The organism is Pseudonocardia sp. TMWB2A (genome assembly GCF_017312135.1).
The window spans coordinates 2,865,688-2,882,247 of sequence record NZ_QKQY01000002.1 but is presented as its reverse complement, the minus strand read 5'-3'; the positions used below and the strand labels follow the sequence as shown (position 1 = coordinate 2,882,247).

The 16,560-nt window shown below is 75.1% G+C and carries 18 protein-coding genes; 13 read left to right on the top strand and 5 right to left on the bottom strand.

Annotated features, from left to right (window positions below; translation table 11 throughout):
• Positions 1–323 precede the first annotated feature (323 nt).
• The 3 genes from DMP17_RS28430 (at position 324) to DMP17_RS28420 (ending at position 4,172) form a co-directional block, all read left to right on the top strand.
• Positions 324–1,730, top strand: a complete 1,407-nt coding sequence (locus DMP17_RS28430; protein ID WP_443217914.1) for an MFS transporter — start codon at positions 324–326, stop codon at positions 1,728–1,730.
• 42 nt (positions 1,731–1,772) lie between these two features.
• Positions 1,773–3,071, top strand: coding sequence for an amidase (locus tag DMP17_RS28425; protein ID WP_337831106.1), 1,299 nt, complete (start codon positions 1,773–1,775; stop codon positions 3,069–3,071).
• A 156-nt stretch (positions 3,072–3,227) separates the two neighbouring features.
• On the top strand, positions 3,228–4,172 hold the full coding sequence (locus DMP17_RS28420) for a prephenate dehydrogenase (RefSeq protein WP_226354726.1): 945 nt from the start codon (positions 3,228–3,230) through the stop codon (positions 4,170–4,172).
• Here the strand turns inward: DMP17_RS28420 and DMP17_RS28415 are convergent.
• Together DMP17_RS28415 and ligD are read right to left on the bottom strand one after the other, a co-directional pair.
• Positions 4,169–4,792, bottom strand: a complete 624-nt coding sequence (locus DMP17_RS28415) for a putative glycolipid-binding domain-containing protein (protein ID WP_226354725.1) — start codon at positions 4,790–4,792, stop codon at positions 4,169–4,171. The genes DMP17_RS28420 and DMP17_RS28415 overlap by 4 nt on opposite strands.
• A 52-nt stretch (positions 4,793–4,844) precedes the next feature.
• Positions 4,845–5,759, bottom strand: coding sequence for a non-homologous end-joining DNA ligase (ligD, locus tag DMP17_RS28410; RefSeq protein ID WP_226368289.1), 915 nt, complete (start codon positions 5,757–5,759; stop codon positions 4,845–4,847).
• Positions 5,760–5,811: 52 nt separating this feature from the next.
• On the opposite strand from ligD, the gene ku reads away from it, so the two are divergent.
• Positions 5,812–6,777, top strand: a complete 966-nt coding sequence (gene ku / locus DMP17_RS28405) for a non-homologous end joining protein Ku (protein ID WP_226368215.1) — start codon at positions 5,812–5,814, stop codon at positions 6,775–6,777.
• 10 nt (positions 6,778–6,787) lie between these two features.
• On the opposite strand, the gene DMP17_RS28400 is transcribed toward ku, so the two are convergent.
• On the bottom strand, positions 6,788–8,134 hold the full coding sequence (locus tag DMP17_RS28400; protein WP_337831105.1) for an LCP family protein: 1,347 nt from the start codon (positions 8,132–8,134) through the stop codon (positions 6,788–6,790).
• 149 nt (positions 8,135–8,283) lie between these two features.
• On the opposite strand from DMP17_RS28400, the gene DMP17_RS28395 reads away from it, so the two are divergent.
• From DMP17_RS28395 to DMP17_RS28360, 8 genes are all read left to right on the top strand, one after another.
• Positions 8,284–9,102 carry a nucleoside phosphorylase gene (locus DMP17_RS28395; RefSeq protein ID WP_337831104.1) on the top strand — a complete coding sequence of 273 codons (819 nt, stop codon included), beginning with the start codon at positions 8,284–8,286 and terminating at the stop codon, positions 9,100–9,102.
• An 11-nt stretch (positions 9,103–9,113) separates the two neighbouring features.
• On the top strand, positions 9,114–10,172 hold the full coding sequence (locus DMP17_RS28390) for an NAD-dependent epimerase/dehydratase family protein (protein WP_337831103.1): 1,059 nt from the start codon (positions 9,114–9,116) through the stop codon (positions 10,170–10,172).
• A gap of 78 nt (positions 10,173–10,250) precedes the next feature.
• A complete protein-coding gene (locus DMP17_RS28385) occupies positions 10,251–10,898 on the top strand; it encodes a glycosyltransferase family 2 protein (protein WP_062399497.1) in 648 nt (215 codons plus the stop codon).
• Positions 10,895–11,584 carry a TIGR04282 family arsenosugar biosynthesis glycosyltransferase gene (locus tag DMP17_RS28380; RefSeq protein WP_062399495.1) on the top strand — a complete coding sequence of 230 codons (690 nt, stop codon included), beginning with the start codon at positions 10,895–10,897 and terminating at the stop codon, positions 11,582–11,584. Before DMP17_RS28385 ends, DMP17_RS28380 begins: the two co-directional genes overlap by 4 nt.
• Entirely contained in the window at positions 11,581–12,204 is a 624-nt protein-coding gene (locus DMP17_RS28375; RefSeq protein ID WP_337831102.1) for a class I SAM-dependent methyltransferase, read from the top strand. The genes DMP17_RS28380 and DMP17_RS28375 overlap by 4 nt, the downstream gene beginning before the upstream one ends.
• An 8-nt stretch (positions 12,205–12,212) precedes the next feature.
• On the top strand, positions 12,213–13,457 hold the full coding sequence (locus DMP17_RS28370) for a molybdopterin-dependent oxidoreductase (protein WP_337832741.1): 1,245 nt from the start codon (positions 12,213–12,215) through the stop codon (positions 13,455–13,457).
• Positions 13,441–13,881 carry a hypothetical protein gene (locus tag DMP17_RS28365; RefSeq protein ID WP_073575718.1) on the top strand — a complete coding sequence of 147 codons (441 nt, stop codon included), beginning with the start codon at positions 13,441–13,443 and terminating at the stop codon, positions 13,879–13,881. Before DMP17_RS28370 ends, DMP17_RS28365 begins: the two co-directional genes overlap by 17 nt.
• Complete coding sequence (locus DMP17_RS28360; RefSeq protein WP_062399487.1) at positions 13,878–14,246, top strand: hypothetical protein; 369 nt, start codon at positions 13,878–13,880, stop codon at positions 14,244–14,246. The genes DMP17_RS28365 and DMP17_RS28360 overlap by 4 nt, the downstream gene beginning before the upstream one ends.
• Positions 14,247–14,253: 7 nt before the next feature.
• On the opposite strand, the gene hepT is transcribed toward DMP17_RS28360, so the two are convergent.
• Both hepT and DMP17_RS28350 read right to left on the bottom strand, forming a co-directional pair.
• Positions 14,254–14,673, bottom strand: coding sequence for a type VII toxin-antitoxin system HepT family RNase toxin (gene hepT, locus DMP17_RS28355; RefSeq protein WP_226354714.1), 420 nt, complete (start codon positions 14,671–14,673; stop codon positions 14,254–14,256).
• Positions 14,670–15,068 (bottom strand): nucleotidyltransferase family protein, encoded by a 399-nt coding sequence (locus DMP17_RS28350; RefSeq protein WP_226354713.1) that lies wholly within the window; start codon positions 15,066–15,068, stop codon positions 14,670–14,672. Before DMP17_RS28350 ends, hepT begins: the two co-directional genes overlap by 4 nt.
• Positions 15,069–15,148: 80 nt before the next feature.
• Here DMP17_RS28350 and DMP17_RS28345 point away from each other — a divergent pair, with 80 nt between their 5' ends.
• A complete protein-coding gene (locus tag DMP17_RS28345; RefSeq protein ID WP_226354712.1) occupies positions 15,149–16,432 on the top strand; it encodes a geranylgeranyl reductase family protein in 1,284 nt (427 codons plus the stop codon).
• The last annotated feature ends 128 nt before the right edge of the window (positions 16,433–16,560 follow it).

Sequence of the window (16,560 nt, the reverse complement as noted above, 5' to 3'; positions counted from 1 at the left end):
ACGGCTCCTCCTCACACGGGCACGCGCCGGGTCCGGTGACCGGGTCCGGATGACCCGGGCGGAGTCGCGGCGCTTGCGAGTCCCACGGGCGCTGCCTGCGCCCGCCGACCACGGTCCCACGCCGGGAAAGCACTGTCCCGCCTGCCGGAGCACCGAATCGGATGACTCCGCTCACAGATACCGGACATGCCCCGTCCGGCACCGGGAGCGAGGTCTCGTTAACGTCGGGGAGAACCATTCAACGAAACGGACAGAACGCCACGGATCGACAGTTTCCTGACGAAAGCGTCGCCGTGACGTGCCCTGTCGTCAGGGGGAACGACGTGGACGACACAGCAGAGGGGACGGTGGACGGCGTCACCGTCACCGACCCGGCAACCATGCGCCGCGCTGTTGCGGCGGCCGCGGTCGGAAACATCACCGAATGGTTCGACTTCGGTGTCTACGGTTATCTCGCCACGACCATCGAGGCCGAATTCTTCCCACCCGGGCCGCTGTCCCAGGTGGCCGTGTTCGCGACGTTCGCGATCGCGTTCTTCTTCCGCCCGCTGGGCGGCCTGTTCTTCGGCCCGCTGGGGGACCGCATCGGCCGGACCAAGGTCCTGTCGATCACGGTCATCCTGATGGCGCTGGGCACGTTCCTGATCGGGCTCATCCCGTCCTACGCCTCGATCGGGCTGGCCGCGCCGATCCTGCTCGTCGCCGCCCGCGTCCTGCAGGGCTTCTCGACCGGCGGTGAGTACGCCGGTGCGATGACCTTCATCGCCGAGTACGCCCCGGACCGTCGTCGCGGATACTTCGGCAGCTTCCTGGAGCTGGGCACGTTCGTCGGCTACGCGCTGGGCGCCACCATCGCCTCGGTGCTGCCGCTGGTGCTCAGCCCGGAGAACATGTCGAGCTGGGGCTGGCGGATCCCGTTCTTCGTCGCGCTGCCGCTGGGCATCGTCGGGGTGTACCTGCGGGTGAAGCTGGAGGAGACCCCGGCCTTCCAGACCCTGCTCTCGGAGTCCGAGGAGCGCGAGGGCACCCAGGTGAAGGACGGCCTCAAGCTGATCTTCACGAAGTACCTGCCGACCTTCGTGATGGTCGGTGGCGTCGTCGTCGCCTGGAACGTCACGAACTACATGCTGACCAGCTACATGCCGACCTACCTGGAGACGACGGTCGACCAGCACGGCGGCACCTCGATCGACTCCACGACGTCGTCGTGGCTGCAGATCGCGGTGCTGTGGCTGGCGGTGTTCATCATCCCGCTGCTCGGGCGGCTGTCCGACCGCACCGGGCGCAAGCCGATCATGTGGGTCGGTGCGGGCGGGCTGATCGTGCTCGGCATCCCGATGATCCTGCTGATGCAGAACGGGTCGGTGCCCGCGGTGTTCCTCGGCCTGCTGGTCATGGGGCTGCTGCTGATCTGCTTCTCGGCCACCGGACCGTCGACGCTGCCGGCGCTGTTCCCGACACAGATCCGCTACGGCGGACTGTCGATCGCGTTCAACATCTTCGTGTCGGCGTTCGCCGGGACCGTGTCGCTGGTGATGTCGGCGCTCGTCCTGTCCACGGGCGACCTGCTGTGGCCCGGCTACTACCTGATCGCGGCGGGGGTCATCGGCGTCGTGACGCTGCTGTTCCTCCCCGAGACGGCGAACCGGCCGCTGCGGGACTCGCAGCCGTCGGCGGGGTCGGTGGAAGAGGCGCGCGAGATCGCGGCGACGATGCACGCCGCGCGCTGACCACCGGTTGTCGGAGTCGGGGAGCGACGGCACGCTGAGCGCGTGCTGCCGCTCCCCGATCTGCTGCGGGCCCTCGACTCCGGGGAGCTCTCGCCGTCCGAGCACGTCGACGACGTGCTGTCCCGGCTGGAGTCCGACACGACCAACTGCGTGGTCGCCCTCGACGCCGACCGGGCCCGCGAGCGGGCCGCCGAGCTGACCGCGCTGTCCGCGGCGGGACGACGGCTGGGGCCGCTGCACGGCGTCGCCGTCGGGATCAAGGACCTGGTCGACGTCACCGGGCTCCCGACCCGGTGCGGCTCGCGGCTGCTGGCCGACGCCGCTCCCGCGACCGCCGACGCACCGGTCGTGACGATGCTGCGGGCCGCGGGGGCCGTGGTCGTCGCGAAGCTCCACACCCACGAGTTCGCCTACGGCCCCACCGGCGACGTCGCCGCCACCGGCCCGGCCCGCAACCCGCACGACCCGGCCCGGATCACGGGCGGCTCGTCGTCCGGGTCCGCCGCGGCCGTCGCCGCCGGGCACCTCGCGCTGGCCGTCGGAACCGACACCGGGGCGAGCGTGCGGACCCCGGCCGCGCTGTGCGGCGTCGCCGGGCTAAAGCCGCGGCGCGGGGCCATCCCGGGTGAGCGGGTGTTCCCGCTGGCCGAGTCGTTCGACACGGTCGGGCTGCTGGCCGCCGACGCCGCCTCGCTCGCCGTCGCCCGGACCGCGCTCGGGGAGCCCGGCGCGTCGGCCGCGGCGGTGCTGCCCCGGATCGGCGTCGCCGACGACGACTGGTGGCGCCCGCACGACCCGGTGATCGCCGACGCCGTCCGGGCCGCGGCCGACGCGCTCACCGCGCTCGGCGCACCCGTCGCCGCCCAGGACACCCCCGGCGTCGCCGAGCTCGCCGCCACCTACCCGGTGATCACCGGCGCGGAGGCCTACGCGACCCACCGGCGCTGGTTCGCCGAGCGCCGCGACGAGTACCAGCCCGCGACGGCCGCCCGGCTCGCCCCGCACGCCGAGGCGCCGGAGCACCTCTACGTCGACGCCCGGCGCGAGCGCCGCCGGGTCGGGCGCGCCCTGCTCGACCGGCTCGGGGCCTCCTGCGACGTGCTGCTCTGCCCCACCACCCGGCTGCGGGCCACGCCGATCGGCGCGACCGAGCACGGCGGGGTGCCGGTGCTGCCGTCGATGCTGCAGCTGACCTCGCCGTTCAACCTGCTCGACCGGCCCGTCGTCGCGCTGCCGGTCCCGGTGCCGGGGCTGCCCGCGGGGGTGCAGCTGGTGGGGATCACCGTCGGCGAGGACGTGCTGCTGGGCCTGGCGCGGGCGCTGGAGCGCGCGCTGCGGTGACGGCCGCGCCGCCCACCCGTCCATGATCACCGGTTGTGGAGTCCGGAGTGCGGTTTCCGTACCTCTGCGCTCCACAACCGGTGATCACCGGGTCGGGCGGTGCGACGAGCGGAGTCCGCGCGGGGCCGGGAACCACGGTCTCTACCCTCGTGACGCATGCGAGCGGTGTGCGTGCTGGGGACCGGACTGATCGGCGGGTCGCTGCTGCGGGCCGCGGCCCGCGCCGGGCGTGAGGTGTGGGGCACCGCCGCGTCCGAGCCGACCGCGGCCGCCGCCGTCGCCGACGGGTTCGACGTCACCACCGACACCGACGCCGCGCTGGCCCGGGCCGCCGAGGCCGACGCGCTGGTCGTCGTGTGCGTCCCGCTGACCGCGCTGGAAGCGGTGCTGCGCCGCGTCGACGCGGTCGCCCCCACCTGCCGGCTCACCGACGCGGTCAGCGTGAAGGTGCCGGTCGCCGACGCGGTCGCCCAGTTCGCGCCCCGCACCCGGTTCGTCGGCGGGCACCCGATGGCCGGCACCGCCGAGTCCGGCTGGCCCGCCGGGTCCGCGGCCCTGTTCACCGACGCCGCCTGGGTGGTCGCCGCCGACGACGGTCTCGACGTCGAGGTGTGGCGCGACGTCGCCGAGCTGGCCTGGGACTGCGGGTCCCGGGTGGTGCCCGCGGCCGTCGACGAGCACGACGTCGCCGTCGCCCGGATCTCGCACCTGCCGCACCTGTTCGCCGCGGTGCTCGCCTCCGTCGGCGCCGGTGAGCAGGGCGACGACCTCGCCCTCGCCCTGTCGGCGAGCTCGTTCGCCGACGGCACCCGGGTCGCCGGGACCCGTCCCGAGCTGGTCCTGGCGATGTGCGAGGGCAACCGGGGCGCGCTGCTCGCCGCCGTCGACGACGCGCTGGGCAGGCTCGGCGCGATGCGCGGGGCGCTGGCCTCCACCGGTGGGCTGGCCGCGACCGTGCGCTCCGGGCACGAGGCGCGGATGCGGTGGGCCTCGACCCGCGAGCCGCTGGAGGTGCCGGTCGACCTCGGCGCGCCGGACGTGTTCGCCGAGCTGCGCGAGCTCGGCCGCCGCGGCGACGTCGTCGAGCCGGTGAAGCGCTAGAGCGTCACCCGGGACGCGATGCCCGGGTAGTCGAGGACGAAGCCGTCGTCGTCGACGGTCATGTCGGCGGCGAACGAGCCCGCGGCGAAGCCGACGACCGCGGGCGTGCCGGGCGACCCGGCCGTCACGGTGCGGTAGGTCTGCTCGGTGTTCTCGACGGTCAGCGTCGGGAGGTCGACGAACACCATCGGCAGCACGTGCTCGGCGGGCTCGCGGTGCAGGGCGAGGCGCCGGACCGGGAGCGCGTTGAACACCGGGCTGAAGGCGAGGTCCACGTCGCGGGCGCCGCCGAAGTGGCCGCGGCTGCCGCCGGAGCCGTCGTCGACCAGCCAGACGCCGTCGGTGCTGCGCGACAGCGTGAGCTGCTGCTCCCCCTCGGCGGTGGCGACGTCGACGGCGAGCCGCGACAGCGTCCCGTCGCCGGCGACGACGAGCCGGTAGGATGCGGTGAGCACCCCGCCCGCCCCGCCGCGGATGATCCGGCCGACGGCACGGAAGCCGCCGCCGTTGGTCGTGATGCGCGCCGACTCCATGCCCGCGGCGCCGTCGGTCTCGGGGTCGGACCGCCAGGTCAGCATGACCGCCACGCGCGTCACCTCCGGGTCGTCGATGTCGGGCACACCGAACCACATCGCCGCACGGACCACGCGAACGGGTGATGATCGGGCGTCCTCAGCGGGGCTCCCGGCGGACGTCGGCGGCGTCGACGTCGTCGCGGATCCCGCGGAAGACCGGCTGCCGCAGCCGGCCGGCCGCCGTCCACCCGAGGTGGGCGACCTCGGCGACGACCGTCGGGGAGCACCAGCGTGCGCCCGCGGCGTCGACCCGGGGCAGGACCTGCGCGAACGGCGACTCAGGTGCCCCGGTCAGCCGGGCGGTGAGCAGCTCCTGCACCGCCGCCCCGGCCAGCCCGGACCCGACCCGGCCGGCGAACTCCAGCCCGTCCGGCCCGGGGACACCGAGCAGCAGCGCCCCGATCCGCCCCGCACCACCGGACCTCTCGGGCTTCCAGCCACCCACCACACACGACTGCGAGTGCCGGTGGGCGATCTTCACCCAGTCCGGGCTGCGCCGGCCCGGCCGGTACCGCGAGTCCTCCCGCTTGGCGACGACGCCCTCCAGCCCCCGCGACGCCGTCACCTCCAGCAGGGCGGCCCCGTCCGGGTAGAGCGGCGAGGTCTCGACGTGCGGGGTCGCGGACAGGTCGAGCCGTTCCAGGGTGGCCCGGCGCTCGGCCAGCGGGCGGTCGAGCAGCGGCACCCCGTAGAGGCGCAGCACGTCGAACACCATGAACGTGACCGGGCGGCCGCCCGCGGGGCCGTGGATCCGGTGGGCGAGCGCGGCGAAGCTGGGGACACCACCGTCGAGCAGCACCACCTCGCCGTCGAGGAGCACGTCGGGGGCCAGGTCCACCAGACCGGCGAGCTCGGGGAAGTTCGCGGTGACATCGCGGCCGGAACGGGTACGCAGGCGCAGTGCCGGGTCGCCACCGCCGTCGGTGACCTCGGCCAGCACGCGCATGCCGTCCCACTTGACCTCGAACGACCAGCCGGCCCCGGTCGGCAGGGGTCCGGGGGTGGCGAGCATGGGCTGCACACCGTCATGCTGTCACTCCGGACGGCACGCGAGGGGGGACCGCATGCGCGCGATCTGGAGCGGGGCCGTGTCCTTCGGGCTGGTCAGTGTGCCGATCAAGGTCTATTCGGCGACGTCCAACCACGACGTCCGGTTCCACCAGGTGCACGGTGAGGACGGCGGCCGCATCCGCTACAAGCGGACCTGCGAGGTGTGCGGCGAGGAGGTCACCTACGCCGACATCGTGAAGGGCTTCGAGACCCCCGACGGCGAGCTGATCACCCTCGACGACTCCGACCTCGCGTCGCTGCCCGTGAAGACGGGGCACGAGATCGACGTCATCGAGTTCGTGCCGAACGACCAGATCGACCCGATGCTGTTCGACAAGAGCTACTACCTGGAGCCGGAGACCAAGGCCGCCAAGCCCTACGCGCTGCTGCGCGAGGCGCTCGAGGAGACCGACCGCACCGCCGTGGTGAAGGTGGCGCTGCGCCAGCGCGAGACCCTCGCGCTGCTGCGGGTGCGCGGCAAGGCGATCGTGCTCCAGACCCTCATCTGGCAGGACGAGATCCGCGAGCCGGAGTTCGACATCCTCGACAACGAGGTCGACCTCAAGCCGCAGGAACTGAAGATGGCGTCGTCGCTGGTCGAGAGCATGGGCGCGGACTTCGACCCGTCGGAGTTCCACGACGAGTACCGCGACGCGATGGCCGACCTCATCGAGGAGAAGCGCTCCGACGGCGACGCCCGCCCGGCGCCCGCCGCGGAGGCCGCCGACGACGGCGGGGACTCGATGAGCGACCTGCTGTCGGCACTGCAGGCCAGTGTGGACGCGGCCCGGTCGACGAAGTCGGATGCCGGGTCGGGTTCCGGGTCGACGGAGAAGAAGGCCCCGGCCCGGCGGTCGTCCTCCCGGTCGAAGAAGACCGAGGAGCCGGAGAAGACCGGGGAGAAGGACACCGGGACCGACGACGCGAAGCCCGCGAAGCCGGCCACCACACGTCGGCGGTCGACGAAGAAGACCGCCTGACCGACGCCCCTCAGGGGCCGAAGCTGGACTCCGGCGGCGCCTGGTCGTTCTGCAGGGCGCCGAACAGCGCCTGGGCCCGGGTGCGGTCCCAACGCAGGTTCGACCCGCCCGCGCTGCCGCCGATCGGGACGGTCGTCTGCACGCCGTCGCCGCCGGAGACGCCCTTCATCCCCCAGGCCAGGCCGGCGAGGTTCCAGATGTGGTCGGAGTCGTCGACGGTGATGGTGCCGGTCACCGCGGACGCCAGCGGGACCATCCGGAACGGGTTGATCAGGGTGAGCGGGCTGGTGGCCTTGCCGAGCAGCGCGGAGAGGAACTCGCGCTGCCGCTTGACGCGGTCGAAGTCCGAGCCGGGCGTCGCGCGGGTGCGGACGTAGCCGAGCGCGGTCGTCCCGTCGAGCTCCTGGCAGCCGGCCTGGATGTCCAGCCCGGCCTTCGGGTCGTCGATGGCGCGGGGGACGCACATGTCCACCCCGCCGACGGCGTCGACGGCGCCGACGAACCCGCCGAAGCCGACCTCGACGTAGTGGTCGATGCGCAGGCCGGTGGCACCCTCGACGGTCTCGACGAGCAGCTCCGGGCCGCCGAACGCGAACGCCGCGTTGACCTTGTTGCTGCCCCTCCCGGGGATCGGGAGGTAGGAGTCACGGGGGATGGAGACGAGCACGCTGCCGGAGCTGCCGGTGTGCAGCAGCATGATCGTGTCGGTGCGCTGGCCCGCCGCGTCGCCGGTGGCGAGGCGTTCCTCGTCCTCGGCGGAGAGCCCCTCGCGGCTGTCCGAGCCCACGATCAGGTAGTTCGTCCCCGACGACGACGCCTGGGAGTCCGCGGGCAGCGCCTGCACCCGGGTCATGTTCTGGTCCAGGTAGACGCCGAACCCGACGAACGCGACCAGCAGCAGGATCAGCACGGCCTTCCAGCGCCCGCGGGTGGCACGGCGGACGCGGCGCCAGTCCGGCATCGACGGGCCGCGGGTGACCCGGCCGTCGCGGGGGGCCTGCGACGCGGGATGCACCCCGGCGCCCCCGCCCCCGGCTCCGGCTCCGGCTCCGGCGGGACGCGGCATGACCGGACCACGCGTCGGCGCGGCGGCCCGGGCCGGTGGCGGCGCCCCGGCGGGGCGGCCGGGCGGCGGCTTGCGCAGCGGTCCGCGGCCCCCGCGCGACGGCGGGGCCACGGGCGGCTGCTGCGGCGGGGACGGCGGCGGGAGCGGACGGCCCCCGTGCCCGGGAAGGGGGTTGCGGGGCTGGTTCGTCCAGCCGGGACTGCCGGGCCGCGCGGGACGGCCGCCGCGCGGCGGCTCGCCCTGCGGCGGACGCCCGCCCGCGGGGGGCGGGCCGCGGAAGTCTCCGGCCATGCCTGTGCCACCCTCCGATCGGCCCGGATCCTGGGCACTCGTGGCCGACGATACTGCGCGCCGTCGTCCCCGGGACGCCGGGCGAGAGGGTCACCCCGTCCACCTGCGGTGTTCCACCCGACCGGGTGCGCGGGGGATGATCGTCGACGATGGACCTCCCCCTGCACGAGGACGACCTGGACGCCGAGGGCGTGATCCGGGCGTCGGCGATCACCCCGCACCGCCCGGACATGCCGGCCGCGGCGGTGCTGTGCTGGTTCCCCGAGGTCGTCGAGGACGTCGGGACCCGCTCCGAGGCGGTGACCGTGCTGCGCAGCGAGCTCGGCCGCAGCCCGGTGTGGCGCACGACCGGGCCCGGCGGGACACCGGTCGCGGTGCTGCACCCCGGCGTCGGCGCGCCGCTGGCGGCGATGTTCCTGGAGCACCTCGCGGCGCTGGGCGTCCGCACCGTCGTCGGGGTCGGCGGGGCCGGGGCGCTGCGGCACGAGCTGACGCTGGGGCACGCCGTCGTCCTGGGCAGCGCACTGCGCGACGAGGGCACCTCGTTCCACTACCAGCCGCCGTCGCGGACGATCGACGCCGACCCGGACGGCGTCGACGCGGTGGTCCGGGTGCTCGACGGCGCCGGGGTGCCGCACGTCGTCGGGCGGTGCTGGACCACCGACGCCGTGTTCCGGGAGACCCCGGCACGGGTCGCGCGGCGCCGCGACGAGGGCTGCGCGGTGGTCGACATGGAGGCGTCCGCGCTGGTCGCGGCCGCGCGCCGGATCGGGGTCGGCTACGGCCAGGTGTTCCTCGCCGCGGACTCGCTCGCCGGGCCGGAGTGGGAGCACCGCGGCTGGACCGGGGCACGCGAAGCCCGGGCGGGGCTGTTCGGCCTGGCGGTGGCCGCCGCCGAGACCTGGGACGCGGGTCGGGCGGGCACCGGGCCCGAGGCGCACCCGGCGGGCGGGACCGGCACGCCCTAGCGTCTGCGGGCATGCGCGTCCTCGTCACCGGCGGTGCCGGATTCATCGGGTCCCACGTCGCCGACCGCTTCGTCGCGGACGGCCACGAGGTCGTCCTGCTCGACGCGCTGCTGCCACAGGCCCACGGCGGCGAGGCCCCCGAGCTCGACCACGAGCTGGTCCGTGGCGACGTCCGCGACGCCGACACCCTGTCCCGGCTCCTGCCGGGGGTGGACGCCGTCTGCCACCAGGCCGCGATGGTCGGGCACGGTGTCTCCCCCGCCGACGCCCCCGACTACGCCTCCCACAACGACCTCGGCACCGCGGTGCTGCTGGCGCAGATGCACGCCGCGGAGGTGGACCGGCTGGTGCTGGCCGGGTCGATGGTCGTCTACGGGGAGGGCCGCTACGACTGCGCCGACCACGGCGTGGTCCGGCCCGGGCCGCGTGCGCCCGACGACATCGAGGCCGGCCGGTACGAGCCCCGCTGCCCGGAGTGCGGCAAGGACCTCGAGTCCGGCCTCGTCCCGGAGTCCGCGCCGGTCGACCCGCGCAGCACCTACGCCGCCACCAAGCTCGCCCAGGAGCACCTCGCGAGCGCCTGGGCCCGCCAGACCGGCGGGACGGTGTGGTCGCTGCGCTACCACAACGTCTACGGCCCCCGGATGCCCCGCGACACCCCCTACGCGGGCGTCGCGTCGATCTTCCGGTCCGCGCTGGAGCGCGGTGAGGCGCCGCGGGTGATGGAGGACGGCCGGCAGCGCCGGGACTTCGTGCACGTCACCGACGTCGCCGCGGCCAACGCCGCCGCGCTCGTCGCCGACCCGGAGCCGACCGGCTTCGGCGCCGCGAACGTCTGCTCCGGCGAGCCGCACACCATCGGCGACCTCGCCGCCGAGCTGGCCCGCGCGATGGACGGCCCCGAGCCCGTGATCGTCGGCGGTGCCCGGCCCGGCGACGTGCGCCACGTCGTCGCCGATCCGGCCTACGCCGCAGCCCGGCTGGGCTTCCGCGCCCGGACCACCTTCACCGACGGGGTGACGGCGTTCGCGACCGACCCACTCCGTTCACCGATCACCACGAACCGCTGAGGGGCGCCGTTCGAACCTCCTGCGGGACCCTCCCGCATTCGGCGGGCGGCGGCCCGGCGGAGAGGTGAAGATCGCGACGTGCACCCGGAGATCGTGCTGCCGTGCCTCGACGAGGCGGAGGCGCTGCCCTACGTCCTGAAGCGGATGCCCGACGACTGGCCGGTGATCGTCGTCGACAACGGGTCGACCGACGACACCGCGGCGGTCGCGCGCGGGCACGGGGCGCGGGTGGTCGTCGAACCACGTCGCGGCTACGGCGCGGCCGTGCACGCCGGGCTGGAGGCGGCCACCGGTGAACTCGTGGCCTTCCTCGACGGCGACGGCTCCCTCGACGCCGACGTGCTGCCCGGCATGGCCGAGACCGTCGCGTCCGGCCGCGCCGACATCGCCGTCGGACGGCGCGTGCCGGACACGGTCGGGGTGTGGCCCTGGCACGCCCGTGCGGCGAACGCGGTGATCGCCGGGATGCTGCGGACCCGAGGGGTCCCGGTGCACGACATCGCCCCGATCCGGGTCGCACGCCGGCAGGCGCTGCTGGACCTGCGGGTCGAGGACCGGGCGTTCGGCTACCCGCTGGAGCTGCTGCTGCGGGCGGGCCGGGCGGGCTGGCGGTTCGACGAGATCCCGGTCGCCTACTCCCGGCGGGCCGGCGGGCGGTCCAAGGTCTCCGGCTCGGTCAAGGGCACCGTCCGGGCCGGGCGCGACATGATCCGGCTGCTGCGATGACCGGCCCCGTCACCACCGTCGTCCTCGCGAAGGCGCCCGAGCCGGGCCGGGTCAAGACGCGGCTGTGTCCGCCCGCGACGCCGGAGCTCGCCGCGGCGATCGCCTCGGCGGCGCTGCTCGACACCCTCGAGGCCGCCGCCGGGGTGGCCGGCGACACCGTCGTCGCGATGACCGGGGACCGGGCCGCCGCCGTCGGCGCGGCCGAGCTGGCCGCCGCGCTGGACGGGCTCGCCGTCGTCGCGCAGCGCGGGGAGGGACTGGCCGCGCGGATCGCCGCCGCGCACGCCGACGCCGCCGCGCTGCACCCGGGCCGCCCGACCCTGCAGGTCGGGATGGACACCCCGCAGGCCACGGCCGGGCTGCTGTCCCACTGTGCGGACCGGCTCGCCGAACCGGGTGTGGACGCCGTCCTCGGCCCCGCGACCGACGGCGGCTGGTGGGTGCTGGGCCTGCGCGACCCGCTCGCCGCCACCGCGCTGCACGGCGTGCCGATGTCGACCGCCGAGACCGGCGGCCGGACGCTGGACGCGCTGCGGGCCGCCGGCCTGCGGGTGGCCCTCGCCGAGCCGCTGACCGACGTCGACACGGCCGCGGAGGCCGTCGCCGTCGCCGCGCAGGTCCCGGGGAGCCGCTTCGCCCGCGCCGTCGCCGAGCTGAGGCTGCGATGTCCGGAGGTGTCGGCGTGACCGTGACCGCCGAGGGCTTCGACATGCCGCTGTCCGGCGCCCCCTCCCGCCTGCTCTGTGACGACGGCACCGAGATCGCGCTGGACGTCGACCGCTGGGCCGACGCCGCCGGTGGCTGCGACGACTGGCTGCTGCGCCACTGCACGGGCCCCACCCTCGATCTCGGCTGCGGACCCGGCCGGCTGCTCGTCGCGCTCGCCGCGCGCGGGATCGCCGCCCTCGGCGTCGACGGTTCCGCCGTCTCCCGGGTGCTGTGCCACCGCCGCAGCGTCGCGATGGTCCAGGCCGACCTGTTCGGCCCGCTGCCCGGCGAGGGCAGCTGGTCCCATGTGCTGCTCGCCGACGGCAACATCGGCATCGGCGGCGACCCGGTCGCCCTGCTCACCCGCGCCGCCCGGCTGCTCACCCACGGCGGGACGGTGCTGGTGGAGGCCGACCCGCGCCCCGAACACACGTGGCGCGGTACCGCCCGGGTGCTGTGCGGCAGCGGTGCGGGCGAGCCGATCCCGTGGGCCGCGCAGGGCGCGGTCCCCCTCGCGGTGACGGCCGGTCGCGCCGGCCTGCGCGTGACCGACGTGCACCTCGGCGCGCGGGTGTTCCTAGAGCTGACCGGACCGTGAAGCGCGTGATGCGGTGGCGGAGCCCGATCCGGGGACCCTGGCTGACCTCGATGTTCGCCCTCCCGCTGCTGGTGGGGCTGCCGATCGTGGCGTTCACCGGGCTGCTCGACCGGCTCGCCTACGGCCGGGAGCAGGCCATCCCGGCCGCCGACGCCGTCGGCGGGCTGCAGCTGCCCTGGGTGGACTGGCCGGTGTCGCCGGCCTGGCTGTTCCGGCTCACCGAGGGCCTGCACGTCGGGCTCGGGATCGTGCTGGTGCCGCTGGTCCTGGCGAAGCTGTGGTCGGTCATCCCGAAGCTGTTCACCGCGCCCGAACGCAACCCGGTGAAGCTGCTGGAGCGGCTGTCGCTGGTGCTGCTGGTCGGCTCGATCCTGTTCCTCATCGTCACCGGCCTGATGAACGTCCAGTACGACTACGTCTTCGGCTTCTCCTTCTACGACGGCCACTACGCCGCGGCCTGGGTGTTCCTGGCCTCGTTCGCGCTGCACGTGGTCACGAAGCTCCCGACGATGGTCCGCTCGCTGCGGGGCCGCTCGCTGCGCTCCGAGCTGGCCACGCCGCTCGCGGCCACCCGGTCCGAGCCGGCGCACCCGCTGGTCGCGCCGGACCCGGACCCACCGACGATGTCGCGGCGCGGCGCGATCGCCCTGGTCGGCGGCGGGATGCTGTTCGTCGCGGCGCTGACCGTCGGGCAGTTCACCGACCGGCTCCGGTCGACGGCGCTGCTGCTGCCCCGGGGCCGGACGACGGCGCCCGACAGCACCGAGCGGGGCGGGCCGAACGACTTCCCGGTCAACCGCACGTTCGTCGCGTCCGGGATCGCCCCGGCCGCGGTCGGGAGCGCCTGGACGCTGACCCTGACCGGCGGCACGGCACCGGTGGTGCTCGACCGGGCGGCGCTGGCCGCGCTGCCGCAGCACACCGCGGAGCTGCCGATCGCCTGCGTCGAGGGCTGGTCGACCTCGCAGGTGTGGACGGGTGTGCGGCTGACCGACCTGGCCCGCGCCGCGGGCGTCACCGACCCGGCGACGGCCGAGGTGCGGTCGGTCGAGGTGGGGAGCCCGTTCGCCCGGTCGCTGCTCAACCGCGCCCAGACGCTGTCGCCGGACTCGCTGCTCGCGCTGCGGGTCAACGGCGCCGAGCTGTCGCCCGACCACGGGTACCCGGCGCGGCTGATCGTCCCGGCGCTGCCCGGGGTGCACAACACCAAGTGGGTCGCGACGATCGGGTTCTCCCGTGCTGCTCCTCGGTAGCCGCCTGCTCGCCGCCCTCGGCTGCTTCGCGCTCGCCGGGTGGGCGGCGTACGCGATCGTCGGCGGGTCCCCCGACCTGGTCACGATGGCCTGGTGGTTCGCCGGCGCGGTCCTGCTGCACGACCTCGTGCTGTTCCCGCTCTACGCCGCCGGGGACCGGCTGCTGCTGCTCGCGCTGCCTCGCACCCGGGTGCCGCTGGTCAACCACGTGCGGATCCCGGTGCTCGGCTCCGGGCTCGCGCTGCTGATGTTCCTGCCCGGGATCATCCGGCAGGGCGCGCTGAGCACGCTGAACGCGACCGGGCTGGACCAGGAGCCGTACCGGATGCGGTGGGTGTGGCTGACCGTCGTGCTGTTCGCCGTCTCCGCGCTGGTCTGGACGGCGCGGACGCTGCTCGCCCGCCGGGCAGTATCGGAGCCATGAGCGAACCCGTCTTCGACAAGCGCGACCAGCTCGACAAGGTCGCCGCCGGCCTGCTGGAGGGCGAGCGGATCATCGCCGTCTACGACGCGATCGGCGCCGGCACCGGCTTCCTCGGCCTCACCGACCTGCGGGCGGTCCTGCAGGACAACTCCTTCGTCGGCAAGCGCACCGCGATCACCTCGATCCCCTACGGCCGGATCTCCTCGGTCTCGTTCGTCGCCGACCGGAACCTGCTGGGCCGGTTCGCGAGCTCCAGCCAGATCGCGATCACCGTCGGGGCGGCCGTGCACGAGGTGGCCTTCCGCGGCGACGATAAGGCCCGCCACGCCCACGACGTGATCCTCTGGCACCTGACCCGGTCGTGACCGGCGCTCACGCGTCGCGCAGGGCCGCCAGGAACGCGAGCAGGTCGGCAGGGCCCTGAGAGGCGATGGCGTGGACCCGGCGCAGGTCGAGCTCGCCGTAGGCGTGGACCAGCAGGTTGCGGAACGCAGCGGCCCTGGCCAGCCGGTTCGCCAGTCCGGTCTCGACGACGCCGTGCCTCCCGAGCAGGCGGAACGCGTCACCGTAGGTGGGCGGGGAGCCCAGCCCCGATGTCACGCAGGCCGACACCGCCGTGTCGATGACGACCTGGATGGCCTGCCACAGGTGCAGGACGACGGCGTCGGTCGCGTCGGTCATCGGGGCCAGCCCGTCCGGGTCCGACGGCAGCCGGTCCCGCACACGATCGAGGTGCCGGCGGACTGTCGCCGCGCGCTCGGCGAGCAGTTCCGGCCGGATCGCCCCGCTCACCGCCCGAGCCCCGCGAGGACGTCCTGCTGCGCACGCCGGATCACGGGACCGGCGTCGCACCAGAAGCGGGTGGCCTCCAGCACGAAGTCGCGATACGCGTCGCCGGTCGTGTGCAGGGCGACGCCGTCACGGGCGGCCTCGTACCGGAGCAGCGCGGTGGCCCGGTCGAGGTCCACGAGGTCGACGGCGTCCGTACCCAGCGCCGACGCGACCGCGTCGAGCAGCGTGGCCGGGTCGGCGTCGCCGCGATAGCCCAGGTCCCAGTCCGACCCGGCATGCTCCTGACCGCGGCTGCGCGACCCGTGCAGGAGCAGGAGCGTCAGCCCCGGTACCCGGGCCGCCACCGCCCGGACGGCGTCGAGCCGGGCCGGGTCCTGTGTCTGCGGTCCGGTCACGGGTGCCACGGTAGCGGCCCCGGTCGTGACCGGGGGCACGCTCGGCGGCGGTCGCCCGGCCGGGTTGCGACACTGGGGTCATGAGCACCGGCCCCGTCCCGCCCGCCACCACTCCGGACTCCACCGACGTGCTCGTCGTCGGGGCGGGACCGGCCGGGTCGGCGGCGGCGGCGTGGGCGGCGCGGCACGGGCTCGACGTCGTCCTCGCCGACTCCGCGACCTTCCCCCGGGACAAGGCCTGCGGTGACGGGCTGACCCCGCGCGCGATCGCCGAGCTGGGGCACCTGGGCCTCGGTGGTTGGGTCGACTCGCACGGCACCAACCAGGGACTGCGCGCGCACGGGTTCGGGCAGGTCCTGGAGCTGCCGTGGCCGGGCGGGTCGCTGCCGGCGCACGGCTCGGCGATCCCGCGCACCGAGCTCGACGCGGGCATCCGCCGTGTCGCCCTGGAGGCCGGCGCGACCCCGATGGAGGGCGCCAAGGCCGTCGACGTGACCTTCGCCGGGGGCCGGGTCGACGCCGTGCTGTTCGACGACGGCCGCTCCGTCCGGTGCCGCAGGCTCGTCGTCGCCGACGGGGCGCGCTCCACGCTCGGGCGGGTGCTGGGCCGGGAGTGGCACCAGGACACCGCCTACGGCGTCGCCGCCCGCGGCTACGTCACCTCCGGCCGGCACGACGACCCGTGGATCAGCTCGCACCTGGAGCTGCGCGGCGAGGCCGACGAGGTCCTGGCCGGGTACGGCTGGCTGTTCCCGCTGAACGACGGCCGGGTCAACATCGGCGTCGGCACCCTGGCCACCGACCGGCGCCCGGCCAACATCAAGCTGCGCGGCCTGATCGAGCACTACGCGAACGCCCGCCGCGCCGAGTGGGAGCTGGGCCCGAAGGTCGAGCTGGTGAGGTCCGCGCTGCTGCCGATGGGCGGCGCCGTCTCCGGGGTCGCGGGCCCGAACTGGGCGCTGATCGGCGACGCGGCGGGCTGCGTGAACCCGCTCAACGGCGAGGGCATCGACTACGGCCTGGAGACCGGCCGGCTGGTCGCGGAGCTGCTCGCGTCGGGCGCCGACCTGGACCGCGCCTGGCCCGCGACCCTGCGCTCGCACTACGGCCTGGCGTTCTCGATCGCCCGCAGGCTCGCCGGGCTGATCACGATCCCCCGGCTGCTGCCGCTGGCCGGGCCGGTCGGGATGCGGTCGCGGGCACTGATGACCGTCGCGCTGCGGGTGATGGGCAACCTCGTGACCGACGAGGACCGCGACCTCACCGCCCGTGCCTGGCGGGCCGCCGGGAAGCTGTCGGTCCGCCTCGACGACCGGCCCCCGTTCCCCGCCGCCGACCTGCGCACACCGGTCGCGGCGCGCTGAGGGCTCCGGGGCGGGAGGATCACCGGGTGGTGGCAGCGCGCCGTCCACCGGGGTGACCGGTTCCGGACGGTACGGTCGCCGCCAGGAGGTCCGCCACGACGGCGGACGGCCGGTGCGCGCGCCCGCGG